Consider the following 22,571-nt stretch of genomic DNA (forward strand, 5'->3'; position numbering starts at 1 on the left):
TCGGCTCTGGCCGCCGCGAGCGGCGGCCGTCGATGGTGCGAGCATCGGAGTCGACTGAGTGATCCGTGGTCAGGCTTCCTGAGCCAGCGGAATCACGTTAGAGGCGGCTTTCTGGAACTCCTCGATCTCGTGGAAGTTCATGTAGCGGTAGATCTCGCCGGCCATGGCGTCGAACTCGCCCATGTAGCGCTGGTACTCCTCCACGGTCGGCAGGCGACCCTCCACCGCGGCCACCGCCGCCAGCTCCGCGGACGCCAGGTAGACGTTGGCACCGTCGCCCAGGCGGTTGGGGAAGTTGCGCGTGGAGGTGGAGACCACGGTGCTCTTGGCGGCCACGCGGGCCTGGTTGCCCATGCACAGCGAGCAGCCCGGCATCTCCATACGCGCCCCGGCGCGACCGTAGATGCCGTAGTAGCCCTCTTCGGTCAGCTGGTGCTGGTCCATCTTGGTGGGGGGTGCCAGCCACAGGCGGGTCTTCAGGCTGCCGGCCGGCTGCTTCTCGAGCAGCTTGCCCGCGGCGCGGAAGTGGCCGATGTTGGTCATGCACGAGCCGATGAACACCTCGTCGATCGTTTCGCCGGCGACGTCCGACAGCAGGCGGGCGTCGTCGGGGTCGTTGGGCGCGCAGAGGATCGGCTCCTGGATCTCGTCCAGGTCGATCTCGATCACCTCGGCATACTCGGCGTCCTTGTCGGCACGCATCAGGCTCGGGTTGGCCAGCCACTCTTCCATGCCTTGGATGCGGCGCTCGATGGTACGGCGATCGCCGTAGCCGCTGTCGATCATCCACTTGAGCAGGGTGATGTTGGACTTGAGGTACTCGGCGACGCTCTCTTCACCCAGGGTGATGGTGCAGCCGGCGGCGCTGCGCTCGGCGGAGGCGTCGGAGAGCTCGAAGGCCTGCTCCACGGTGAGATCCTCGAGCCCTTCGATTTCCAGCACGCGGCCGGAGAAGGCATTCTTCTTGCCGGACTTCTCGACGGTCAGCAGCCCCTGCTTGATGCCGTACAGCGGAATTGCATGGACCAGGTCACGCAGGGTGACGCCGGGCTGACGCTTGCCCTTGAAGCGCACCAGCACCGATTCCGGCATGTCCAGCGGCATCACGCCGGTGGCGGCGGCGAAGGCCACCAGCCCCGAGCCCGCCGGGAAGGAGATGCCCATCGGGAAACGGGTGTGGGAGTCGCCGCCGGTGCCCACGGTGTCGGGCAGCAGCATGCGATTGAGCCAGCTGTGGATGATGCCGTCGCCCGGGCGCAGCGACACGCCGCCGCGGTTCATGATGAAGTCGGGCAGGGTGTGGTGGGTATCCACGTCCACCGGCTTCGGGTAGGCGGCGGTGTGGCAGAAGGACTGCATCACCAGGTCGGCCTGGAAGCCGAGGCAGGCGAGGTCCTTGAGCTCGTCGCGGGTCATCGGACCAGTGGTGTCCTGAGAGCCCACGGTGGTCATCTTCGGCTCGCAGTACATGCCGGGGCGCACGCCCTCCAGGCCGCAGGCCTTGCCGACCATCTTCTGGGCCAGGGTGTAGCCCTTGTCGGTGTCGACGGGCTGTTCGGGCAGGCGGAAGACGTCGGAGGGGGCCAGGCCCAGGGACTCGCGCGCCTTGGCGGTCAGGCCGCGGCCGATGATCAGCGGGATGCGGCCGCCAGCGCGCACCTCGTCGAGAATCAGCTGGGTCTTGAGCTCGAAGGTGGTGAGCACCTCGTCGGTGCCGTGCTTGCACACCTTGCCCTCATAGGGGTAGACGTCGATGACGTCGCCCATCTCGAGCTTGGAGACGTCCATCTCGACGGGCAGGGCGCCGGAATCTTCCATGGTGTTGAAGAAGATCGGGGCGATCTTGCCGCCGAAGCAGAAGCCGCCGGCGCGCTTGTTGGGCACGTTGGGAATGTCGTCGCCGAAGAACCACAGCACGGAGTTGGTGGCGGACTTGCGCGAGGAGCCGGTGCCGACCACGTCGCCGACGTAGGCGACCGGATAGCCCTTGGCCTTCACGTCCTCGATCTGCTTCAGCGGGCCGGTGGTGCCGGGCACTTCGGGCTCGATGCCGTCGCGCTCGTTCTTGAGCATGGCGCGGGCGTGCAGGGGAATGTCGGGGCGCGACCAGGCGTCCGGGGCAGGAGAGAGATCGTCGGTGTTGGTCTCGCCGGGCACCTTGAAGACCGTGAGGGTGATCTTCTCTTCCAGGGCGGGCTTGGAGAGGAACCACTCGGCGTCGGCCCAGGACTGGATGACGTCCTTGGCCACGGCATTGCCCACCTTGGCACGCTCTTCCACGTCGTGGAAGGCATCGAACATCAGCAGGGTGTGTTTGAGCTGCTCGCCCACTTCCTTGGCCAGGTCGGCGTCATCGAGCAGTTCCACCAGCGAGACGATATTGTAGCCGCCCTGCATGGTGCCCAGCAGCTTGACTGCGTGCACCTTGTCGATCAGCGGGGAGCTGGTCTCGCCCTTGGCGATGGCGGTGAGGAAGCCGGCCTTGACGTAGGCGGCCTCGTCGACGCCCGGCGGCACGCGGTTGGTGATGAGGTCGAGGATGGCCTCTTCCTCGCCGGCGGGCGGATTCTTGAGCAGCTCGACCAGTTCGGCGACCTGCTCGGCATTCAGGGGCTTGGGGGGGACGCCCTCGGCGGCGCGTTCCTCGACATGTTGACGATAGGCTTCAAGCACGTTGGGGCCCTCATTGGTTGTGGTGGCCAATGCGCGGCAGCTGGCGCAAATGTCGCCGAAACGCCGCGATGGCACGTGAAACGGTCTCGATGAATCGGGTGTCCTTGGGTGGCGAGATTCTACGGCAAACTGTCGACAATGTTAAGCTGAGCCGCGTTGCTGCCCCCTAGAACTTTTGGCAAACAAGACCTTGGGCAAGGCCTTCTCGACGCCCGCCGAGGGCGGGTGCGCTTTGGCCAGGCGGTGGGGCGGGTTACCATGAGCGCCAACTGCATGAGGATCGCTATGGCCGCTGCCGACACTTCCGTTTCATCCCCTGGCGCCTCTGAGGTCGAGGCGCTGCTTCCCGCCGACCTGATCGACTTCCTGGGCTGCGCCACGCCGCAGGCCTGGATCGACTGGGCGCTGGCCAACCCCGAGCTGCTGCTCATCGACCATGCCCAGTGCGAAAAGAAGGCGGCATCCACCGCCATGAGCCTGCTCTACCGCTACGTCAGCGAGCCGCTGCTGCTGACCAAGATGAGCCAGCTCGCCCGCGAGGAACTGCTGCACTTCGAGCAGGTGGTCAAGCTCATGGAGGCGCGCGGTATCGCCTATCGCCACTTGAGCGCCTCGCGCTACGCCGAGGGGCTGCGTCGCCATGTGCGCCCTCAAGAACCCGATCGGCTGGTCGATATACTGATCATAGGTGCCTTCATCGAGGCGCGCAGCTGCGAACGCTTTGCGCGGCTCATCCCCCACCTGGATGAGGAGCTTGCCAAGTTCTATCGCAGTCTGGTTAAGTCGGAAGGCCGTCATTATGAGGATTACTTGATGCTGGCGCAGCATCTGGCGCCGTCACCCATCGAGGACCGGGTGGCTTTCTTCGCCGAGCGCGAACGCGACCTGATCGTGACGCCGGATACCGATTTCCGTTTCCACAGCGGTGTGCCTGCCTGACAGGGCCACACCGCCACGCAGGGTGCCAACATGCAGGACGCTTCAGACGTTCACGATACTGACCGGGACCGGCTGGCCCTGTTTGGCCACTTCTCGCTGTCGCTGGGTGACGATGTCCTGACCCAGTTCAGCTACGACAAGGTCAAGGCGCTGCTGGTCTACCTGCTGCTTCATCAGCAACCGGTCAACCGGGCCAGTCTGGCCGAGCTGCTCTGGCCGGACCAGGGGCTGTCGTCGGGGCGTACCAACCTTCGCCACGCGCTGCACTGCCTGCGCCAGTCGCTAGGCGAGGAGGCCGAGCGGGTGTTGGTGGTGTCGCGCCAGACCATCGCCTTCCGCCTGCCGGAGGCGTGGCGTTTCGACCTCCACGTGCTCGACCGCCTGCTCGACGGCCCTCAGGACGTGGCCAATCTCGAGACCGTGCTGCAGCACTACCGCGGCGACTTGGTCGAGGAGCTTCAGCTGCCCTCCTGCACCGAGTTCCAGCGCTGGCTGGTACAGCTGCGCAACGAGTGGCGCCAGCGCGTCATCCGGTTTGCCGAAGGGGTGCTCGAGGCGCACGAGGAGGTGCCCGACCGCCTGCTCGAGGCGCTGGTCAGCCGCTTCTCCGGCTACGGCCCCTTCCACGAGCGCCTGGTGCGCCAGCTGGCCGAGCAGGATCAGCTCGCCGCGGCCCACGAACAGTACAACGCCTACCTGCAACTGCTGGCGCTCTCCGGCCAGCAGCCCGAGCCGGGCTTTCTGCAGCTGGCCCGCTACTGGTCCGACAGCCAGCCCGACCTGCAGGGCATGTCGCCCCAGGGCGCCTTTTCGCGCACCCTGGCCGCCGACAGCACGCCGCTGCGCGAGGACGAGATCGAACAGCGCCAGCTCTCCGTGATGGCCATACGCCTGCGCCTCAAGGGCGAGCTCTCCGCCCGCGACGAGACGCGCGCCTGCCTGACACTGCAGATCGAGCTGCTGCGCTGGCTCGAGCAGCAGTGCCGCCACCTGGGCGGCTTCTGGCTGCCCGGCGCCACGGGGGGGCTGGGGCTGGCCTGCTTCGGCACCCACGGCCCGGCCCACCAGCTCGCCGAGCTGGTGGCGCTCTACGAGCACTGCCGACGGGTGCTGCCCGACGAGATCGCCCGCCACTGGAGCGGCGAGGGCGAGCCGCCGCGGCTCGAGCTGGCCGCCGGTCTCAACAGCGGCCGCGTGGTCTACCTGCCGGAGCGCCATCTGGTCGATCCGCTGGGTCAGGTCACCCAGGGCTCGCTGGAGCTGATGAACGCCGCCGAGGGCAGCGAGCTGGTGATCTCCCAGGAGGCCAGCCAGCACATGCCGCCGGCGCTGGACCTGCAGCCGCGGCTGGCCTCGCGGCTGGTGGCCAGCGATGGCCGGGTGCGCCTGCGGGCGCTGGTCCTGGGGGCCAATGAAGGCGGCCGCGATGCCATGCCGCCCAGCCTGGTGGGGCGCGAGAGCGCCCTGCGCGTGCTGCGCGATGCCCTGGCGCGTGCTGGCATCGGGCTGCGCCAGAGCGTGCTGGTGCGCGGCGCCTCGGGCATGGGCAAGTCGGCACTCATGGTGGGCTTCCGCCAGCTGGAGATGAGCCGCGACGCCGCCATCTGCTGGCAGCCCACCACGCGCCTTTCGGTGCTCGAGCCCTACGGCGTGGCGCGCACCCTGCTGCGCTGGCACCTGGGTGGCGAGCTCGATGCCGAGGGGCTGACGTCTCTGTTCGCCGCCCATCCCGACTGTGAGCCCAGCCCCGAGCAGCGCGAGCTGATCGAGGAGGCGCTGGGCGTGCGCCAGTCGCCGGAAGCGGCCCAGCTCGCCAAGAGCGGCGAGGTGGCCGAGCGCGTGGTGGCGCTGCTGTGCCGGATGATCGAACGGCAGGCCGCCGAGCGGCCGCTGGTGCTGATGATCGACGACCTGCAGTGGCTCGACGAGCCCTCCTTCCGGGTGCTCACCGGCCTGCAGGCACGTCTGCCGATCAACTGCGCCTTCCTGCTGGTGGCCAGCCACCACGGGCGCGAGGCGCTGCCCACCCGCCTGCACTGGGATCAGCAGATCACCCTCGGGCGCCTCGATGCCATGCAGTCGTCGCGGCTGCTGTCGCAGCTGGCGCGCCGCTACCGCCTGCACCTGAGCCCGCGCCTGCGCGGCCAGATCATCGAGCGCTGCGACGGCGTGCCGCTCTACATGCAGGAGATCTGCCGGCGCCTGGAAATGGACCGCCGCGAGGGGCGCAGCGTGCACCTCGACGAGCTGCCCCGTGGCCTGCTCGGCCTGCTCGCCAGCCGCATCGACCAGCTCGACGGCGACCGCGAGGTCGCCCATGTGGCGGCCGTGCTGGGGCGTCGCTTCCGCCTGGACTTCCTCGCCGAGTGCAGCGGCTGGGAGCTGGCTCGCCTCAATCGCGCCCTGGAGCAGATGCGCCGCCTGGAGATCATCGAGTCGGCGAACGGCGATGAGGGCGGACGCGAGTTCCAGTTCAGCCACCAGCTGCTGCAGGAGGCGGCCTACCTCTCCTGTCCGCGCGACGTGCGCGTGCGCATTCACCGCCAGGTGGTCAGCCTCATCGAGGAGCGCTTCCCGATGTGGATCAGTCGCCATCCCGGCGACTTCGCCACCCACCTGCGGCGTAGCGGCCACTACGCCCGCGGCGCCCGCTACTTCGAACTGGCCGCCCGCGAGGCGCTCAAGGTCAGCGCCAATCGCACCGCCCTGCGCATGGCCGATTTCGGTCTCGCCAGCCTGCGCCACGTGGAAGAGCAGGAGGAGCGCGAGATCAGCCTGCTGACGGTGCGCGGCCAGGCCGCCTTCGCCCTGGAAGGGCACGGTTCGCCCACCGCCCACGAGAGTTTCGTGCGCGCCCGCGAGCTGCTGGTCGACCAGGGCGACTACGGCGATGACCCCGAGGACCTGGAGCAGGCGTTTCTGGTCAAGTGGGGGCTGTGGGTGGGTTGCAGCCAGCGTCACGTCCACGCCGATGCCTTCGCGCTGGCCGCCAAGCTGGCCGACCTCGCCGCTCGCCTGGAGGACCCGCGCTATCGCCGCCTGGCCGACTACGCACGGGCCAACTGCGAGTACTGGGCCGGGCGCATTCGCCAGGCCTACGAGCACCTCGACGAGATCGACCCGCTCGAGCAGCCGATGCTCATCGAATGGCTGCCCTTCTCGGATCATCCCCAGGTGGCGGCAGCCTGCTTCCAGGGCTGGGCGATGTGCCTGCGCGGCGACTATCGACGCGCCGAACAGCAGGTAGAGTCGGCGATTCGCCTGGCCGAGCGCCTCGGCCATCCGGGTTCGCTGGCCATGGCGCTGCTCTTCGCCGCCTCCCTCTATCGCCAGATGGGCCATGTGCACCTGGCGGCTCGGCGTGCCGAGCAGGCCGTGGCTCTCACCGAGACGCCCGACCTGCACCTCTGGCAGGTGACCGGCCAGGGCGTGCTCGGCTGGCGCCGCGCGCTCTCCGGCGATCGCGACGGCCTGGCGCTGGTCGACGAGTCGCTCGAGGAGCTCAGCGAGATCACCGGGCGCGACCGCTTCCATCGGCCCACCCTGTGGTACAGCGATGCCTGTATCGCCCTGGGCGAGTTCGCTCGCGCCGAGGACTACCTCGACCAGTGCCTGATGATCGCCCGGGAGCGCAGCACCCTGTTCGTGCCTGAGCTGGCCATCCAGCTCGCCAAGGTGCGCCAGCACTTGGGGCAACCGCGCGACGAGGTGCGCCGTCTGGTTCAGGAGGCGCTCGATGTGGCGCGCCGCCACGAGAACCGTCACATGCAGCTGTGCGGACTCGAGGCCTGGCTGACCCTAATCGACGGCAATGACGAGGCGGCGCGCGAGGCGTTCCGCCATCGGCTGGGCGAGGTGAGCCACAGCGATGCCCCGGTGCTGGGGCGTTGGCGCACCCTGCTCGATCGCCGCTTGACGCAGGCGGTACAAGTCGAGGAGTGAGCCCTCAGCGGAAAGGGTGAGCCCTCAGCGGAAAGGGAAAGCGTCTCTCAGGTGGCGACTTCCAGTGCCGTGATGCGGGCCAACGCCTGGTCGCGGCTGTCGCCGCACAGCTCGGCGTCATAGTCGAAGCGGCGGCACACCGCCGGGCGGCGCGGGTCGCCGAACAGCCGACAGAGGTTGGCATCGTCGAGCTGCACGCAGCGCACCCCCGCCGGCTTGCCATTCGGCATCCCGGGAATCGGCGAGCTGATCGAGGGCGCGATGCAGCAGGCGCCGCAGCCGGGGCGGCATTCTTCGGCCGCCTCGCTCCCGGCGTGGATCGGCACGTCGCTCTCCAGCGCCGCGCCGTCTGTGGCGATCACTGCGTGGTAGTACGCCGCTTCGACCGTCATGGTCGCGCCTCCGCGATGGCCCCCTTGTCGATTCCCTCGAAGGCCTGGACCCGCGTGGCTTGGCCGCTCTCGCGAGCGATCCGTCCGGCCAGCCAGGCGGCGATGTACTCCACCGTGGTGGGCGTGGGCAGGATCACGCAACGCTCGTGCGGCAGACACAGAGAGAAATGGCCCTGGTCGGCAGTGTAGCGAATCGCTTGCCGGCCGAGGTGCTCGTCCTCGCCGGCGTCGGCGAGGTCGGCCGCGTCCACCAGGTAGCGGTCGGCAAGTCGCTCGGCCCATTCGGCCTCCCGTGCTGGCTGGCGACGCCCGGCCTGCCAGATATGAAGCCGCGAACGGTGGCCGTGGGCGATGCGCTGGCAGTTGCCGGCATGGCGTTTGAGGCCGTGGCTGTAGGTGTAGGCGGCGCCTTCGATGGCCTCGTCGCGCAGCTGCAGGCGAATGGCCGCGACGCGGGCCGGCGGGTGGCGCGACAGCTCGGCGGCGAGATGGTCGGCCAGTCGCTCGGGCGTGATCTCGGCCCACGGCAGCAGGGTGAAGGCCTGACGCGGGGCGCGTACCTCCAGGGGGTAGGAGTGAGTGGTCCGCACGCTGAGCCCTTCGCGACACTCCTGCACCGTCACGCCCGGGGCGCGGGTGGGGACCAACAGGGTGTGGTCGAGGCTGTCGTCCAGGTACGCCTTCAGCCAGGGCTTGACCTCGCCGAAGTCGAACAGCATGCCGTCCTCGCCCAGCTCGCCGTCGAGTTCCACGTCGACTAGCCAGCTGGCGCCGGCCAGCCCCCGTGTCGGGCACCACAGCGAAACATCAAGGTGGGTGAGGTGGTTGACGAACAGCGTCATCAGTCGATCCCCGCGATCTTGTGGATCTGCAGCGACAGGCGCCACTGCGGATGGCCCAGGCAGTAGGCTGTGGTGTCGGCCAGGGTCGAGCGCGCCTCCCCCAGCGGCTTGCGGTCCAGCGGCTGCAGAAAGAAATGGTCGAAGTCGAGGGTGGCGAAGCGCTCCGGGGGGGCCTCGGCCTGGGGGTAGACCAGCTTGAGCTCGTTGCCGGCACGCACCGCCAGGGCGTTCTCGCCCTTGGGACTCACGCAGAGCCAGTCGATGCCGGCGGGTGGCGCCAGGGTGCCGTTGGTCTCCACCGCTACCTCGAAGCCGCGCGCATGCATGGCGTCGATCAGCGCGGCATCGAGTTGCAGCAGCGGTTCGCCGCCGGTGAACACCACATAGGGGGTGACGACACTATCCGGGTCGGGCCACAGGGCACCGAGGTGTTCGGCCAGCGCCTCGGCGTCGGAAAAGCGCCCGCCGTGCTGGCCGTCGGTGCCGATGAAGTCGGTATCGCAGAAGCGGCAGGCCGCGGCAGCTCGGTCGGTCTCGCGGCCCGACCAGAGGTTGCAGCCGGCGAAGCGACAGAAGACGCTGGCGCGCCCGGCCCGGGCGCCTTCCCCCTGCAGTGAGTAGAAGGCCTCCTTGACGTGATACATCAGGCCACCTCGGTCGCGTAGGCAAGGGGATCGCGGGCACCGTTGGCGGCGAACGCGGCGAGCCGCTCGCGGCAGCTGCCGCAGCGGCCACACGCCAGGGCCTCGCCGCGGTAGCAGGTCCAGGTGTCGGCATAGTCGAGCCCCATGGCCAGCCCGTCGGCGAGGATCTCGGCCTTGGTCGAGCGCAGATAGGGCGCGTGGATCGTCACCGCCTCAAAGTTGGCGATGCCCGCCACGGCGTTCATGCGTTCGACGAACTCGGGGCGACAGTCGGGGTAGAGCACGTGGTCGCCGCCGTGGGCGCCGTAGTCGACGCGCCCGGTGCCGATGTTGACCGCCTTGGCGATGGCCAGCGACAGCAGGATCATGTTGCGATTGGGGACCACGGTGTCCTGGAGGTTGGCCGCGGCGTAGTCGGCTTCGGGCAGCTCGCGGCTGGCATCGGTGAGCGCCGAGGCATCGATCAGGCCGTGGATGGCACGGATGTCGACCACCTGGTGAGGTACGCCGAGCGTGCGGCAGACACGGGCCGCCACCTCGAGCTCACGGGCGTGGCGCTGGCCGTAGTCGAAGGAGAGGGCATACACCTTGAGCCCTTCGCGCAGGGCGCGGTGCAGGACGGTGAAGGAATCCATGCCGCCGGAGTAGATCACCACGGTGGCACGGCCTTCCGCCGTGGGGGAAACAGAGAGGGTCATGTCGGGTCTCGTCGCGGAGAATTTGTGGCGCCGCGTTCTGGAAAACGACGGCGATCCGGGGTCCGGTCCGGAGGGGTCAATAGTCTACTTGACGGGCAGGACAAGCGCCAACAAGCCTCGTCCCTCGTCCCTCGTCCCTCGTCCCTCGTCCCTCGTCCCTCGTCCCTCGTCCCTCGGCGCTGCTATAATTCTGCTCCTTCACTCCAAGCGCCGCTGTGCGCCATCGTCCTGACAACGGTGACTTCCCATGCAAGCTCCCGAACTGCTCTCCCCGGCGGGGACGTTCAAGAACATGCGCTACGCCTTCGCCTACGGCGCCGATGCCGTCTACGCGGGGCAGCCGCGCTACTCGCTGCGCGTGCGCAACAACGACTTCAAGCTCGACAACCTGCACCGCGGCATCGCCTACGCTCGTGAGCGCGGCAAGCAGTTCTACGTCGCCTCGAATATCGCGCCGCACAACAGCAAGCTGAAGACCTACCTGCGCGACATGGAACCGGTGATCGAGGCCGGCCCGGATGCGCTGATCATGTCCGACCCGGGGCTGATCATGATGATCCGCGAGCGCTGGCCGGAGCAGCCTATTCACCTCTCGGTGCAGTCCAACGTGGTCAACTGGGCGGCGGCGAAGTTCTGGCAGCAGCAGGGCATCAGCCGCATCATCCTGTCGCGGGAGCTCTCGCTGGAGGAGATCGCCGAGATCCGCGCCCAGTGCCCCGATCTCGAGATCGAGACCTTCGTGCACGGCGCGCTGTGCATCGCCTACTCCGGGCGCTGCCTGCTCTCCGGCTACTTCAACCACCGCGACCCCAACCAGGGTACCTGCACCAACGCCTGTCGCTGGAAGTACAACACCGTGGCCGCCGCCCAGGACGAGACCGGCGACCTGGTCCCGGCCAACTCGGCGGCGGCCCACGCGGCCAGCGGCGTGTGGACGCCCGAGCAGGGGCAGGCCGGGCTGATCGCCTCCGGCGGGGGCAGCACGACCCCGACGAGCACGACCACCGCCGGTGGGGTGGAGGGCCAGGATGAGCTCTCGGCACTGATCGAGGATCGCTCGCGTCCCGGCGAGCTGATGCCGGTGTTCGAGGACGAGCACGGCACCTACATCATGAACTCCAAGGACCTGCGCGCCGTACAGCACGTCCCGCGGCTCGCCGAGATGGGAGTCTCCTCGCTCAAGATCGAGGGGCGCACCAAGTCGCATTACTACGTGGCGCGCACTGCCCAGGTCTATCGCCGCGCCATCGACGACGCCGTGGCCGGCCGGCCCTTCGACATGCGCCTGATGGACGAGCTCGACAACCTCGCCAACCGCGGCTACACGGAGGGCTTTTACCGCCGCCACGTCCACGACGAGTACCAGAACTACGAGCGCGGCAACTCGGTGGGCGTGCATCAGCAGTTCGTCGGCGAGGTGATCGGCTACGACCCCGACCGCGGCGTGCTGGATGTCGACGTCAAGAACCGCTTCGAGGTGGGCGACGGCATGGAGTTGATGCTGCCCGGCGGCAATCGGCGTTTCACGCTCGAGCATATCGAGAACAAGCGCGGTGAATCCGTGGGTGCGGCCCCCGGTTCCGGTCATCGCGTGCGCATTCCGGTGCCCGGCGAGGCCATCGCTCCCGACCGCATCGAGTTCGCCCTGCTGATGCGCGACCTCTAGATCAGTTGACCACCACCACCGGCAGGGGCAGTCGCGCCAGCATATCGGGGTCCTCGTCGAGCAGTTGGCGCAGCTCGGCGCAGCTCAGCAGCAAGCCGCCGACCTCGCTGCGCGCCAGCAGGCGTTCCAGCTCGCCGGCGTGATGGAGCGGCAGCGGCATGGCGGCGTCGAACAGCGCGGCCAGCCACTCCGGCAGGCGGTTGGTTTGCGAGGTGTCCGCCGCCGGCTCGAGATAGCGCAGCGGCCCGCGCCGGAAGGCGTGGCGTTCGTCCCAGACGAGCACCGTGCAAGGGGCCTCCAGCAGTAGGCGGCGGCTGGTGGAGCCCAGCCGCGGGCCGAAGCGTTCCGACATACCCGCCTTGCCCAGTACCAGTACATCCGCCGGCCCGGCCGCGGCCAGCGCCTCGACCGTCACCTGGCCTCGGCTAACCTCCAGGCGGTGGTGCAGCTCGCGGCCGGCCACGGCGCGTTCCAGGGCCTGGTGGATGCGGCCGCGCTGCCGGGCGATGGCGGCCTCCAGGCTGGTGGTCGACAGCGGCCGCGCGAGGCCCGACTGGGCGCCGATCTCCCGTGAGAAGGGGAAGGCGGTGCAGCGCAGCAGGTCGAGATCCTCCACGTAGAGGGCTACGAGCTCGGCGTGGCGGCGACTGGCCAGATCCACCGCTGCGCTCAGCGCGGCCAGGCTGTGGCGCGAGGCGTCGAGCAGGGCCAGCACGCGAGCGAGTTCCTGCGAGGTGTGCTTCTCCGCCGGCTGGCCGGTGGGATGCTTCGCGCTGTCGGCAGGGCTCTCAGTCATCATGGTTGTGGGCCTCCTCGTCGCGGTCTTGGCCCGTCCGGCCGGTGTGCTTGACCGTCTCGTGGAAGGCGGTCAGGCGCTCGACCACGCGGGCATTGAGCGAGCTCTGGGGATAGCGGCCCTCAGCATCGGCTTCGCCCGGCGTCATGCCGGTCAGCAGGGCCAGCGCCTCGTCGAGGTCGTGAATGGCGTAGAGGCGGAAACGGTCGGCGGCGATCGCCTCGCGCACGTCGCGATCGAGCATCAGGTGCTCGACGTTGGTCGCCGGCAGCAGCACGCCGTGGCCGTCGAGTTCGCCGCGGGCCCGGCAGATGGCGAAGAACCCCTCGATCTTCTCGTTGACCCCGCCCACGGCCTGGACGCGGCCGTACTGGTCGATGGAGCCGGTGACGGCCAGGCGCTGGTCGATGCCCACCCGGACGATGGCCGAGATCAGCGCGCAGGCCTCGGCCACCGAGGCGCTATCGCCCTCGATGCCGCCGTAGGACTGCTCGAAGGCGAGGCTCGCCGAGAGCGACAGCGGCGTGTCCGGCGCGTAGCGACCGGCCAGGCAGCGCGACAGGATCATCACTGCCTTGGAGTGCACCCGCCCGCCGAGGCGCGCCTCGCGTTCGATGTCGACCACCTGGCCGGCTCCGGGGCGGGCGGTGGCGGTAATGCGTGTCGGCTGGCCGAAGGTGAAGTCCCCTAGCGACAGTACGGAGAGGCCGTTGACCTGGCCCACCTCGCGGCCTTCGGTGCGGATGGCCAGGGTGCCGCGGGTGATCTGTTCGTGGCTGCGTTCGCGTAGGCGACTGGCGCGCCAGCGCTGCTGTTCCACCGCGGTTTCCACGTGGGCACGACCGATCACCGCTTCGCCCGCCTCGCCGGCCCAGTGGTTGGCCTCCTGGAGCAGGTCGCTCAGGGCGCGGTGGCGGGCGGTCAGCTTGTGCTGGTCATCGGCCAGGCGGCTGGCGCGCTCGATCACCGCTGCCACCCCGCCGCGGTCGAGGGGGCGCAGCGCCGACTCGCGCGCCTGGGTGGCCAGCATGCGCGCGAAGAGCGGCAGGGTCTCGTCGCTGCGCGGCAGGTCGTCTTCCAGGTCCGCCTGCACCTTGAAGAGCTCCAGGAAATCGGGGTCGTGCTCGCACAGCAGGTAGTAGAGCAGCCGTTCGCCGAGCAGCACCACCTTGAGGTCCAGTGCCACCGGCTCGGGCTCCAGGGTGGTGGTGTTGATCAGACCGTAGGCCTGCTCCAGCGACTCGGTGCGGATCTCGCCGGCGCGCAGCACGCGCTTGAGCGTCTCCCAGGCGCCGGGCTGGGTGAGCAGGGCGCGCACGTCGAGCACCAGGTAGCCTCCGTTGGCGCGATGCAGCCCGCCGGCGCGAATCAGCGAGAAGTCGGTGAGCAGAGTGCCATTGTGCACGTGATGCTCGATGCGCCCCACCAGGTGCTGGTGGCTGGGCAGGTCGAGGTAGATCACCGGGGCGCCGTCGGTGCCCTGGTTGTCGACGATCAGGTTGAGGTGGCAGCGACTGAAGACCGCCCCCGGCGGGATGTCCGGCTGCTCCTCGATGAAGGAGTTCACGTGCACCAGTATCGCCTCGCGGATCGCCGCCAGGTGCGCTAGCACACCGTCGTGGCCGGCATAGCGCTCGTCCAGTTCGTCCAGCGGTGCGCCGATGGCCGACTGCAGCATCTCCTCGTTCAGGGCATCGATCTGCTCGCGCAGCTGCTTGGCCAGGCGCGGCATCCGGCGAATCGCCGCGCTGAGCTTCTTCTGCAGCACGGCGACGGTACCCTCGATGCGCTCGCGCTCGTCCTGGGGAAGCTTCTCGAAGGCCTCCGGCGACATCATCTGGTCGTCGCCTTCGGCCGGGGCGAAGGTGAAGCCGTTGGGGGTGGAGAGCAGCAGGATGTCGTGCTCGCGGGCCTCGCGGCGCACCGCCTCGATGGCGTCGCGCTGGCGCTCGCCCATGGCCTGTTTCAGCTCGTGCAGGCGGTTCTGGTACTCGTCGCCCTCGAACACCGCGGGAATCGCCGTGCGCAGCTCGTCGACCAGGTTCTCGATGTCGGCGCGCAGCACGCGGCCCGTGCCGGTGGGCAGCGACAGGCAGCGCGGTCGGGCCGGGTCGTCGAAGTTGTAGCAGTAAGCGATGTCCGGCGGGGTGGCCTCGTCATGGGAGCGCTCGGTGAGAAAGCGCCCCACTAGCTCGTGCATGCCGTGGCCGGGGTGGCCGAGCACGAAGAGGTTGAAGCCTTCGCTGCGCATGGCGGTGCCGAAGGTCAGGGCATCCCGGGCGCGCCGGTGGCCGCTGAGCCGGTCCAGGGAGCTGAGTTCGCTGCTGACCGTGAAGTCGAAGGCGTCCTCCGGACAGGCTCGGTACACCTGATCGACGGAGAGAGGGGTGATGCCGTCCTGGGATTCCAACGTGACTGCCTCCCTACAGGGCTCGCGGTTTCCGCCAGTATGGCCGAGTCGCCCCGTGGGTGCATGACGTCGGTCAAGGCGTGGCGTCGCGGTAGCGGTGGATGCGCAGGCTGGGCAGGAAGGGCTCGGCTTCCAGGCGCTCGTCGCGGCGCCGGGCCCGTGTGCGGCTCTCGGGTGGCGTCGCCGGGGGCTCGTTGCGGTCGGGCAGCCGGCCGCGGGGCGCCGGGATGAACACCGGCAGGGCGACGTTGAGGGCGCGTCGAGTGCGGCCGTCGTCCAAGGGCTCGGCGAAGAAGAGGTTGGCGCGCATCAGCGGCGCCTGACTCTGTACCTGGGCCAGCGGCTCGTCGCTGGGCAGACCGGCCAGCTTGCGCAGCTGGATGCGCACGTGGGGGGCGTCGCTGTCCAGCACCAGCAGCTTCTGCTCCGCCTCGCGCACGCTGAGGCGCTTGATGGAACGCCCGCTGGTGTACCAGGCCAGGCGCACTCGCGCCACCGGCGCCTCGGCCACGGGAATCGCCCGCCAGCACTGCTTGAGGTGCAGGCGGGCCAGGCCGCTGCCGCGCAGGTGCTGGTGCAGCTCGGGGTGGCGGAAGGGCAGCACCGCCTTGATCTCGGCGATGAGCGGCGGGTGCGCGTCGCGGATGCGGGCGAGCAGGGCGGCGAACTCGGCCTTGGCGGCGTTCACCGCGGCGACGTGCTGAAGCAGGCTGTCGTCGGCGGCCACCAGCCCCACGTGGCTGCGGGTGGCGCGGCCGTCCTGGCCGTCCTGGTACCAGAAGTCGAGCAGGGCGTGGCGCAGCCACTCGGTGCTCGCCTCGGTCTGGAAGGCCCAGGCCTCGCTGGGGGATTGCTGGTAGACGGAAAGCAGCGCCTCGGTGCGCTCGATCAGGATATCGAAAGCGGCTTCCAGCTCCGCCAGCAGACGGTATTCCGGGGCGTGCACTTGGCTCATCTCAGCCGCTCCTGCCCGCTCGAGAAAGCGCCTCGATCGCCTGTATCCCGAAGGCCAGCAGCGTCCGATAATGGTCCTGTTCGATGACGTCCTGGATGATCTCGGGGTCCACGTCCAAATAGTCATGAACCAGCGCGTTGCGCAGGCCGATGACCTTGCGCCAAGGCACTTCATGGCCAATCCGGCCACGATCGATCAGATGCTCGAAGGCGCTGGATGCTTCGCTGGTGGGTCTGCCAATCTCGTGTCGTGCCCAGTGTTTGGCGAGGCCGATACAGCCTTCGATCAGCACTTGCAGGGTGCGCTCGGCGGCGTGACGCTCCAGGCGAGACCACGGTCGCTCGGCCAAGATCGACTTCAGCGTCGCGATATCGGTCTCGCACTCATCGAGATGCTCCTTCACCGCCATGAGGTAGGCAGCGGTGGGTTTGGCTTCAGCCATATCGTCTTGCTCGGTGTGAGTAATCCAACTCCCAGCGTGACAGGATCCGGGATTCGTGGGTCATGCGGACCTGCGGGTGGCGGTCCAGTAGTAGCTTGCCCTCGCTGAGGATGCTCCAGCCGAGAGGGACGGGACAGGTCGCCAGATCCACCACGCTCAATTGACCATCAGGCAACTCCAACGCTTCCTGCCATGTCATGGCCAGAAGCTCCGGTCTCAGGCGACGCTCTAGCGCTTCCGGAATCCAGTTGGTGAAAGCAACGGCGATATCGTAGTCGCTGCCTGAATAGTGGTCGCCACGGGCTCGGGAACCATAGAGCCAGAGTGCCGCGATCTCCTCGTGTTGTTTGGCCAACTCGATCAGTTGATCCACCAGCGGGTTCTGTTCCGGCATCATGCCCCTTCCTGTGGTGTGTGGGCGAGGCGCTTCTTCAGTCGCCCCGATCGGCGCGGGCCAGCCACTCGTCGATGTTGGTTTCGTCGAGGGCGGGCTCGCCGGCGATGCGGTGCGACTCGTCGGCCCAGGCGCCCAGGTCGATCAGCTTGCAACGCTCGCTGCAGAAGGGGCGGTGCGGGTTGTCCTCTCGCCACTCGACCTTGCGGTGGCACTGCGGGCAGGGGACGGTCAGGGGTTTTTGCGCTTGGCTCATGGGTCCAGCCGTGTCGAGTATGTACCGCTCATTCTAGCGAGGAACGCCCGGTGGACGACAGCCGCCGGTAGCGCTGGTTGAGTTGTCTGACCTGCACCGCGAGGGCGGCCTCGTCGCCGCCGTTGTCGATCACGTCGTCGGCGCGGGCGAGCCGCTCGGCACGCGGCATCTGGGCGGCGACGATGGCGCGGGCCTGGGATTCGTCGACGTCGTCGCGGGCGGCGGTACGGGCGATCTGCACGGCCTCCGGCACGTCGATCACCAGGCAGCGATCGACCATCTCGGCCTGGCCCGACTCGAAGAGCAACGGCGAGACCAGCAGACCATAGGGAACATCGCCGGCCTGGAGCCGTGCCAGATGCGCGTGCAGACGCTCGCGGATACGCGGGTGGGTGACGGACTCCAGCCAGCGCCGCTCGTCGGCATCGGCAAAGACGATCTCGCGCAGCGCACGGCGGTTCAGGCTGCCGTCGGCGTTGAGCACGCGCGCGCCGAAGCGCTCGGCGATCTCGGCCAGCGCCGGCTCGCCGGGAGCGACCACCTCGCGGGCCACGTCGTCGGCATCCACCCAGGGAATACCCAGTCGCTCGAAGGCGCGCGCCACCGTGGATTTACCTGAAGCGATCCCGCCGGTCAGACCGATGATCATCCTGTTCTCCTGTCGCGCCGAGTGCGTCACATTGTCCAGGCAACATAAGCTGCCATCAGCGGCTCGCCGGCGAGCAGGGCGACCCAGCCGGCCACGGCGAGATAGGGCCCGAAGGGCATGGGGGCGCCGCGCAGGCGGGGCAGGGCGATCTGCACGGCGATGCCGATGAGGGCGCCGGCGCCGGCGGCGAGGATCAGCACCAGTGGCAGGTACTGCCAGCCCAGCCAGGCGCCCAGGGCGGCGAGCAGCTTGAAGTCGCCGTAGCCCATGCCCTCCTTGCCGGTGACGAGCTTGAACAGCCAGTAGACGCTCCAGAGGGCGAGATAGCCGGCCATGGCGCCGATCACCGCATCGGTGAGCATCAACGGCTGGAACAGTAGCTGGTAGACCAGTCCCGCCCACAGCAGCGGCAGGGTGAGCAGGTCGGGCAGCAGCTGGGTGCGAAAGTCGATCACCGTGAGGGCGAGCAGCGTGAGGCAGGCGCCGAGCACGAAGAGCGCCGGCCAGGTCGCGCCGTAGAGCGCTAGCACGGCCAGCGTCAGCACGCCGCCGGCGAGCTCCACCAGCGGATACTGCGGGCTGATGCGCGCCTGGCAGTGGGCGCAGCGTCCGCGGCGCTTGAACCAGCCGATGAGCGGCAGGTTGTCGTGCCAGGCGATGGGCTGCTCGCAGTTGGGGCAGATGGAGCGCGGCACCAGCAGGTTGAAGCGTGGCCGATCCTCCTCGGGCAGCTCCAGCGCCTCGCGCGCCTCGGCGCGCCAGCTGTACATCAGCATCACCGGCACACGCACGATTACCACGTTGAGAAAGCTGCCCAGGCACAGGCCCAGGAAGGCGGCCAGCGGCCAGAAGAGCGCGGGGGGAAGGTCCATCAACGGTGTTGCCCCTCTGCCTGACCCTGACGGCTTTGCGTTTCGAGACTGGTGAGCAGGCGCACCTTAGCCAGTTCCTCGTCGGGATTCTGTTCGGCTTCCCACACATCCAGGGCAGTCTGCATGTTCAGCCAGCTCGCGACCGAAGTGTCGGTGGCCTTGGCAACCCGCTGGGCAAGCTCTCGGCTGCACGGCACCCGTCCGTTAACGAAAGCGGATAGGTGCTTGCGGGAGATGCCGAGTGCTTCGGCGGCACGCGAAACGCTCAGGCCCAACGGCTCGAGCACGTCGTGCTTGAATACAATGCCCGGATGGGAGGGCTTGCGCTGGCGTTGACGGCTCATGGGATAGCCTCTCAATGGTACTGCTCATAATCCACGACAATGGCATCTTCACCTTCGAAGGCGAATGTGAGGCGCCAGGCACCTGATACATCAATGGAATAGCGACCTTTCATGCGTCCCTTCAGAGCATGCAAGCGGTATCCTGGCAAGTCCATATCGCTTGGCCCTGTGGCAGCATCCAAACGGTCCAGCCGGGTGCTCAACTTCCCGGCATGCTTAGGGTTTATGCCACGGGTGCTGCCGTCATAGAAGAAGTCTTCCAGTCCCTTGTGTCGGAAGCTTTTGATGGTCATCCATGCAACCTAGTTGGTAACAGTCTATTTGGGTTTTTCTGGGCTTGCAACCGGGTTGGTGACAGTTGGCGGTTGATTGCCTCTTCGGCGTTGCGCCAAGCATTCTTTTGCCTGTTCCCTTGCCTTGGCGACGACTTCGGGATCGAGCCGTTTGAGCAATTCAGAAAGTGGCTTGGCCATTAGGCCTCCTTACAACACTGTCCCCAGCTCGAAGATCGGCAGGTACATCGACACCACCAGGCCGCCGACGAGCACGCCCAGCACCACGATGATGAAGGGCTCGAGCAGCGAGGTGAGGGCGTCGACCTTGTTGTCGACCTCCTCCTCGTAGTAGTCGGCCACGCGGTTGAGCATGGCGTCGAGCGCGCCGGACTCCTCGCCGATGCCGACCATCTGCACGGCGAGGGGCGGGAAGCGTTCGGTGAGGCGCATGGCGAAGTGCAGCTGCTGGCCGGTGGCCACGTCCTCGCGAACCTGTTCGATGGCGCGCTGGTAGACGAGGTTGCCGGCGGCGCCGGCGGAGATGTCGAGGGATTCGACCATGGGCACACCGGCGCCGTAGGTGGTGGCGAGCGTGCGCGAGTAGCGTGCCACGGCGGACTTGTCGAGAATGTCGCCGATCACGGGAATCTTCAGCGCGAACTTGTGCATGCGGTAGGCGAAGCTCTCCGAACGCTTGATGCCCTGGCGCAGCAGGAAGATGGCGGCGACGATGCCCCCCAGGCCGTGCAGCCAGTAGGCCTGGGCGAACTCGGAGAGGTTGATGGTCATCTGCGTCATCGCCGGCAGTTCGGCGCCGAAGCCGTGGAAGAGGCTCTCGAACTGCGGCACCACCTTGATCAGCAGCAACGCGGTAACGCCGATGCCCACGGCGATCACCGCCGCGGGGTACCACATGGCCTTCTTGACGCGCCCCTTGAGCGACTCGACCTTCTCCTTGTAGGTGGCGATGCGGTCGAGCATGCGGTCGAGCGAGCCGGAGGTCTCGCCGGCTTCCACCAGGTTGCAGAACAGCGAGTCGAAGTATTCGGGGTGGCGGCGCAGGGTCTGCGAGAAGCTGGAGCCGGCCGCCACCTCGTTCATCATCTGCTGCACCACGGCGCTCATGGCGGGCTTGCGGATGCTCTCGGCCACCACCTGAAAGGCCTGCAGCACCGGCACCCCGGCGCGGATCATGGTGGCCATCTGGCGGGCGAAGAGCATCACGTCGCGCGGCTTGACCTTGCCCATACCGCCGCCCAGCCCGCTCTTGCGGCGGATGCTCTTGACGATGATGTTCTGGCCGGCCAGCGTTTTCTCCACTTCGAGCTTCTGGCTGGCGACCACCTCGCCCTTGACCTGGCGGCCGCCGGGGCCCTTGCCGGACCACTTCCAGCGGTAGAGCTTGAGTTTCTTGCGGGGCGCTTGTGCGGTTCGAGTTGCCATCGAGGGTTCCTGCGAAGTGGGTCGAGCGGCCGGGCGGCCATCAATCCTTCGTCACGCGGTTGATTTCGGTCAGGCTGGTCACCCCCTGCATCACCTTGAGCAGGCCGCTGCGGCGCAGGTCGGGGTGTCCCTCCTGGCGGGCGAGCTGGTCGAAGTCGATGGAGTTGCCTTGGCGCATGATCAGCTGGCTCATGGCGCTGGAGATGGGCACCACCTCGTAGATGCCCACCCGGCCCTTGTAGCCCTGGGTGCAGTGCTGGCAGCCCACCGCCTCGAACACAGTGGCGCTCTCCACCTCCTCTTCGGTGAAGCCCTCGCGCAGCAGCGCCTCGCGGGGGATCTCCGCCGGCTGGCGGCATTGCTTGCATAGCCGCCGCGCCAGGCGCTGGGCGATGATCAGGCTCACGGAGCTGGCGATATTGAACGGCGCCACGCCCATGTTGGCCAGGCGGGTGAGGGTTTCCGCCGCCGAGTTGGTGTGCACCGTGGAGAGCACCAGGTGGCCCGTCTGCGAGGCCTTGACGGCGATCTCGGCGGTTTCCAGGTCGCGGATCTCGCCCACCATCACCACGTCCGGGTCCTGGCGCAGGAAGGCGCGCAGGGCGCTGGCGAAATCCAGGCCGATCTTGGGCAGCACGTTGACCTGGTTGACCCCCGGCACCTTGATCTCTACCGGGTCCTCCGCGGTGCAGATGTTGCGCTGTATCTGGTTGAGGATGTTGAGCCCGGTGTAGAGGGTCACCGTCTTGCCGCTGCCGGTGGGGCCGGTGACCAGGATCATGCCTTGGGGGTGGTCGAGCACGCCTTCGTAGAGGGCGCGCTGCTCCGGCGTGAAACCCAGGGCGTCGATGCCCAGCTGTGCCGAGGCGGGGTCGAGGATCCGCAGCACGAGCTTCTCGCCGTAGACCGTGGGCAGCGAGTTGACGCGAAAGTCGATGGTGCGGCTCTTGGAGACCTTGAGCTTGATGGCGCCGTCTTGCGGCAGGCGGCGCTCGGAGATGTCGAGCCGCGCCATCACCTTGAGGCGCGCGGCGATGCGCGTGCGCATGGCAAACGGCGGTCGCGCCGCCTCGATCAGCATGCCGTCGATGCGCATGCGCACCCGGTAGCTGGTCTCGTAGGGCTCGAAGTGGATGTCCGAGGCGCCGCGGCGGATGGCGTCGAGCAGCACCTTGTTGACGAACTTGACGATGGGGGCATCGTCCGCCGCGCTCTGGGCGGCGTCGGTGGTGCCCTCGTCGCTGAGGTCCTCGCCTTGGTCGTACTCCAGCTCGCCGATGGCGTCGTCGACCCCGGCCAGTTCGTCCATCATGCTCGCTTCGCCCTGGGCGAGGTAGGCCTCGAGGAAGGGCACGAGCTGGTCCGCCGGGCTCAGTACCGCCTCGATGCTCAGGCCGGTGGCGAACTGCAGGTCGTCGAGCTGGGCCAGGGTGGAGGGGTAGGGCACCGCCACGATGAGCCGATGGCCGCGCCGCGCCAGGGGCACCACGCCGAGCTTGCGCAGCAGCTTCTCGGGGTATTCGCCCGCCGGCGGCAGGCTGGAGAGGCGCACGGCGTCCAGGTCGATGATCGGCAGGCCGTACTCCCAGGCGGCGCTCAGGGTGGCGCGCCGTGCGGTGACCAGGCCGGCGTCGATCACGTGGCGCAGCAGGGTCACTTCGGCCTCGCGCGCCTCCTGCTCGGCGCGCTCGGCGGCAGGCAAAGTCAGATGGCCATCTGCCACCAGGCGCCGCGCCAGGCCCCGCAGCGAGCCCGGCTGGGCGGCGCGCTTGAGCGGGGCATCCGCATCGGCGGCCGCCGCATCGGCGTTGGGCGGTGTCAGGTAATTGGTCATGGCAACCCCGTAATCCCCCGCGCACCGGTGTAATGAGCCCCGGCGTGCTGGAAACGTTGAAGAAACACTGTTTTCATTGTAACCCGCCGCTGGCGAAAGTGGCAG

The 22,571-nt window shown here is 68.2% G+C and carries 21 protein-coding genes; 3 read left to right on the forward strand and 18 right to left on the reverse strand.

All coding sequences use genetic code 11. The features are described from left to right. Positions 1-69: 69 nt before the first annotated feature. Positions 70-2,673, reverse strand: a complete 2,604-nt coding sequence (gene acnB / locus FEF15_RS02330; protein WP_163557480.1) for a bifunctional aconitate hydratase 2/2-methylisocitrate dehydratase — start codon at positions 2,671-2,673, stop codon at positions 70-72. A gap of 285 nt (positions 2,674-2,958) precedes the next feature. Between acnB and FEF15_RS02335 the strand changes: the two genes are divergently transcribed. Together FEF15_RS02335 and FEF15_RS02340 are read left to right on the forward strand one after the other, a co-directional pair. Next, a complete protein-coding gene (locus FEF15_RS02335) occupies positions 2,959-3,612 on the forward strand; it encodes a tRNA-(ms[2]io[6]A)-hydroxylase (protein WP_163557481.1) in 654 nt (217 codons plus the stop codon). Between the two features lie 30 nt (positions 3,613-3,642). Next, complete coding sequence (locus FEF15_RS02340) at positions 3,643-7,554, forward strand: AAA family ATPase (protein ID WP_163557482.1); 3,912 nt, start codon at positions 3,643-3,645, stop codon at positions 7,552-7,554. Positions 7,555-7,601: 47 nt separating this feature from the next. Here FEF15_RS02340 and FEF15_RS02345 read toward each other — a convergent pair whose 3' ends face one another. The 4 genes from FEF15_RS02345 to queC all read right to left on the reverse strand — a co-directional run bounded on the left by FEF15_RS02345 (position 7,602) and on the right by queC (position 10,130). Continuing rightward, positions 7,602-7,880 (reverse strand): YkgJ family cysteine cluster protein, encoded by a 279-nt coding sequence (locus FEF15_RS02345; protein ID WP_240454054.1) that lies wholly within the window; start codon positions 7,878-7,880, stop codon positions 7,602-7,604. A 62-nt stretch (positions 7,881-7,942) separates the two neighbouring features. Next, positions 7,943-8,788 carry a 6-carboxytetrahydropterin synthase gene (locus FEF15_RS02350; RefSeq protein ID WP_163557484.1) on the reverse strand — a complete coding sequence of 282 codons (846 nt, stop codon included), beginning with the start codon at positions 8,786-8,788 and terminating at the stop codon, positions 7,943-7,945. After that, positions 8,788-9,432: a 7-carboxy-7-deazaguanine synthase gene (gene queE, locus FEF15_RS02355; protein ID WP_163557485.1), complete on the reverse strand. Its 645-nt coding sequence runs from the start codon at positions 9,430-9,432 to the stop codon at positions 8,788-8,790. Before queE ends, FEF15_RS02350 begins: the two co-directional genes overlap by 1 nt. Beyond that, a complete protein-coding gene (queC, locus tag FEF15_RS02360) occupies positions 9,432-10,130 on the reverse strand; it encodes a 7-cyano-7-deazaguanine synthase QueC (protein ID WP_163557486.1) in 699 nt (232 codons plus the stop codon). Before queC ends, queE begins: the two co-directional genes overlap by 1 nt. Positions 10,131-10,377: 247 nt before the next feature. On the opposite strand from queC, the gene yegQ reads away from it, so the two are divergent. After that, entirely contained in the window at positions 10,378-11,796 is a 1,419-nt protein-coding gene (yegQ, locus tag FEF15_RS02365) for a tRNA 5-hydroxyuridine modification protein YegQ (protein ID WP_163557487.1), read from the forward strand. Between the two features lies 1 nt (position 11,797). Here yegQ and FEF15_RS02370 read toward each other — a convergent pair whose 3' ends face one another. From FEF15_RS02370 to pilB, 13 genes are all read right to left on the reverse strand, one after another. Next, the gene (locus FEF15_RS02370) at positions 11,798-12,595 is read right to left on the reverse strand and encodes a universal stress protein (protein ID WP_163557488.1); all 798 of its coding nucleotides are present in this window, start codon (positions 12,593-12,595) and stop codon (positions 11,798-11,800) included. After that, positions 12,585-15,002, reverse strand: coding sequence for an ATP-binding protein (locus tag FEF15_RS02375; RefSeq protein ID WP_240454047.1), 2,418 nt, complete (start codon positions 15,000-15,002; stop codon positions 12,585-12,587). Before FEF15_RS02375 ends, FEF15_RS02370 begins: the two co-directional genes overlap by 11 nt. A 73-nt stretch (positions 15,003-15,075) precedes the next feature. After that, a complete protein-coding gene (locus tag FEF15_RS02380; RefSeq protein WP_163557489.1) occupies positions 15,076-15,957 on the reverse strand; it encodes a DNA replication terminus site-binding protein in 882 nt (293 codons plus the stop codon). 1 nt (position 15,958) lies between these two features. Continuing rightward, a complete protein-coding gene (locus FEF15_RS02385; protein WP_163557490.1) occupies positions 15,959-16,399 on the reverse strand; it encodes a DUF86 domain-containing protein in 441 nt (146 codons plus the stop codon). Further along, the gene (locus tag FEF15_RS02390; protein WP_163557491.1) at positions 16,392-16,796 is read right to left on the reverse strand and encodes a nucleotidyltransferase domain-containing protein; all 405 of its coding nucleotides are present in this window, start codon (positions 16,794-16,796) and stop codon (positions 16,392-16,394) included. Before FEF15_RS02390 ends, FEF15_RS02385 begins: the two co-directional genes overlap by 8 nt. A gap of 34 nt (positions 16,797-16,830) precedes the next feature. Next, complete coding sequence (yacG, locus tag FEF15_RS02395; RefSeq protein ID WP_163557492.1) at positions 16,831-17,049, reverse strand: DNA gyrase inhibitor YacG; 219 nt, start codon at positions 17,047-17,049, stop codon at positions 16,831-16,833. A gap of 28 nt (positions 17,050-17,077) precedes the next feature. Beyond that, on the reverse strand, positions 17,078-17,698 hold the full coding sequence (gene coaE / locus FEF15_RS02400) for a dephospho-CoA kinase (RefSeq protein ID WP_163557493.1): 621 nt from the start codon (positions 17,696-17,698) through the stop codon (positions 17,078-17,080). Positions 17,699-17,724: 26 nt separating this feature from the next. Next, complete coding sequence (locus FEF15_RS02405; protein ID WP_163557494.1) at positions 17,725-18,570, reverse strand: A24 family peptidase; 846 nt, start codon at positions 18,568-18,570, stop codon at positions 17,725-17,727. Beyond that, the gene (locus FEF15_RS02410) at positions 18,570-18,914 is read right to left on the reverse strand and encodes a HigA family addiction module antitoxin (protein ID WP_163557495.1); all 345 of its coding nucleotides are present in this window, start codon (positions 18,912-18,914) and stop codon (positions 18,570-18,572) included. The genes FEF15_RS02405 and FEF15_RS02410 overlap by 1 nt, the downstream gene beginning before the upstream one ends. An 11-nt stretch (positions 18,915-18,925) precedes the next feature. Beyond that, positions 18,926-19,207 (reverse strand): type II toxin-antitoxin system RelE/ParE family toxin, encoded by a 282-nt coding sequence (locus FEF15_RS02415; RefSeq protein ID WP_163557496.1) that lies wholly within the window; start codon positions 19,205-19,207, stop codon positions 18,926-18,928. Between the two features lie 24 nt (positions 19,208-19,231). Continuing rightward, positions 19,232-19,387, reverse strand: coding sequence for a hypothetical protein (locus FEF15_RS02420; RefSeq protein ID WP_163557497.1), 156 nt, complete (start codon positions 19,385-19,387; stop codon positions 19,232-19,234). 9 nt (positions 19,388-19,396) lie between these two features. Further along, positions 19,397-20,632, reverse strand: a complete 1,236-nt coding sequence (locus FEF15_RS02425) for a type II secretion system F family protein (RefSeq protein ID WP_163557498.1) — start codon at positions 20,630-20,632, stop codon at positions 19,397-19,399. A gap of 40 nt (positions 20,633-20,672) precedes the next feature. Next, the gene (gene pilB / locus FEF15_RS02430; protein ID WP_163557499.1) at positions 20,673-22,466 is read right to left on the reverse strand and encodes a type IV-A pilus assembly ATPase PilB; all 1,794 of its coding nucleotides are present in this window, start codon (positions 22,464-22,466) and stop codon (positions 20,673-20,675) included. Positions 22,467-22,571: the final 105 nt, after the last annotated feature.

It is taken from the genome of Halomonas sp. NO4 (assembly GCF_010994375.1).
Classification (GTDB): Bacteria; Pseudomonadota; Gammaproteobacteria; order Pseudomonadales; family Halomonadaceae; genus Halomonas.

Excerpts from the sequence above, each read along its gene's own strand:
- FEF15_RS02335 (WP_163557481.1), top strand. The coding sequence starts at position 2,959 with ATGGCCGCTGCCGACACTTCCGTTTCATCCCCTGGCGCCTCTGAGGTC.
- FEF15_RS02340 (WP_163557482.1), top strand. The coding sequence starts at position 3,643 with ATGCAGGACGCTTCAGACGTTCACGATACTGACCGGGACCGGCTGGCC.
- FEF15_RS02350 (WP_163557484.1), bottom strand. The coding sequence starts at position 8,788 with ATGACGCTGTTCGTCAACCACCTCACCCACCTTGATGTTTCGCTGTGG.
- queE (WP_163557485.1), bottom strand. The coding sequence starts at position 9,432 with ATGTATCACGTCAAGGAGGCCTTCTACTCACTGCAGGGGGAAGGCGCC.
- queC (WP_163557486.1), bottom strand. The coding sequence starts at position 10,130 with ATGACCCTCTCTGTTTCCCCCACGGCGGAAGGCCGTGCCACCGTGGTG.
- yegQ (WP_163557487.1), top strand. The coding sequence starts at position 10,378 with ATGCAAGCTCCCGAACTGCTCTCCCCGGCGGGGACGTTCAAGAACATG.
- FEF15_RS02370 (WP_163557488.1), bottom strand. The coding sequence starts at position 12,595 with ATGATGACTGAGAGCCCTGCCGACAGCGCGAAGCATCCCACCGGCCAG.
- FEF15_RS02380 (WP_163557489.1), bottom strand. The coding sequence starts at position 15,957 with ATGAGCCAAGTGCACGCCCCGGAATACCGTCTGCTGGCGGAGCTGGAA.
- FEF15_RS02385 (WP_163557490.1), bottom strand. The coding sequence starts at position 16,399 with ATGGCTGAAGCCAAACCCACCGCTGCCTACCTCATGGCGGTGAAGGAG.
- FEF15_RS02390 (WP_163557491.1), bottom strand. The coding sequence starts at position 16,796 with ATGATGCCGGAACAGAACCCGCTGGTGGATCAACTGATCGAGTTGGCC.
- yacG (WP_163557492.1), bottom strand. The coding sequence starts at position 17,049 with ATGAGCCAAGCGCAAAAACCCCTGACCGTCCCCTGCCCGCAGTGCCAC.
- coaE (WP_163557493.1), bottom strand. The coding sequence starts at position 17,698 with ATGATCATCGGTCTGACCGGCGGGATCGCTTCAGGTAAATCCACGGTG.
- FEF15_RS02405 (WP_163557494.1), bottom strand. The coding sequence starts at position 18,570 with ATGGACCTTCCCCCCGCGCTCTTCTGGCCGCTGGCCGCCTTCCTGGGC.
- FEF15_RS02410 (WP_163557495.1), bottom strand. The coding sequence starts at position 18,914 with ATGAGCCGTCAACGCCAGCGCAAGCCCTCCCATCCGGGCATTGTATTC.
- FEF15_RS02415 (WP_163557496.1), bottom strand. The coding sequence starts at position 19,207 with ATGACCATCAAAAGCTTCCGACACAAGGGACTGGAAGACTTCTTCTAT.
- FEF15_RS02420 (WP_163557497.1), bottom strand. The coding sequence starts at position 19,387 with ATGGCCAAGCCACTTTCTGAATTGCTCAAACGGCTCGATCCCGAAGTC.
- FEF15_RS02425 (WP_163557498.1), bottom strand. The coding sequence starts at position 20,632 with ATGGCAACTCGAACCGCACAAGCGCCCCGCAAGAAACTCAAGCTCTAC.
- pilB (WP_163557499.1), bottom strand. The coding sequence starts at position 22,466 with ATGACCAATTACCTGACACCGCCCAACGCCGATGCGGCGGCCGCCGAT.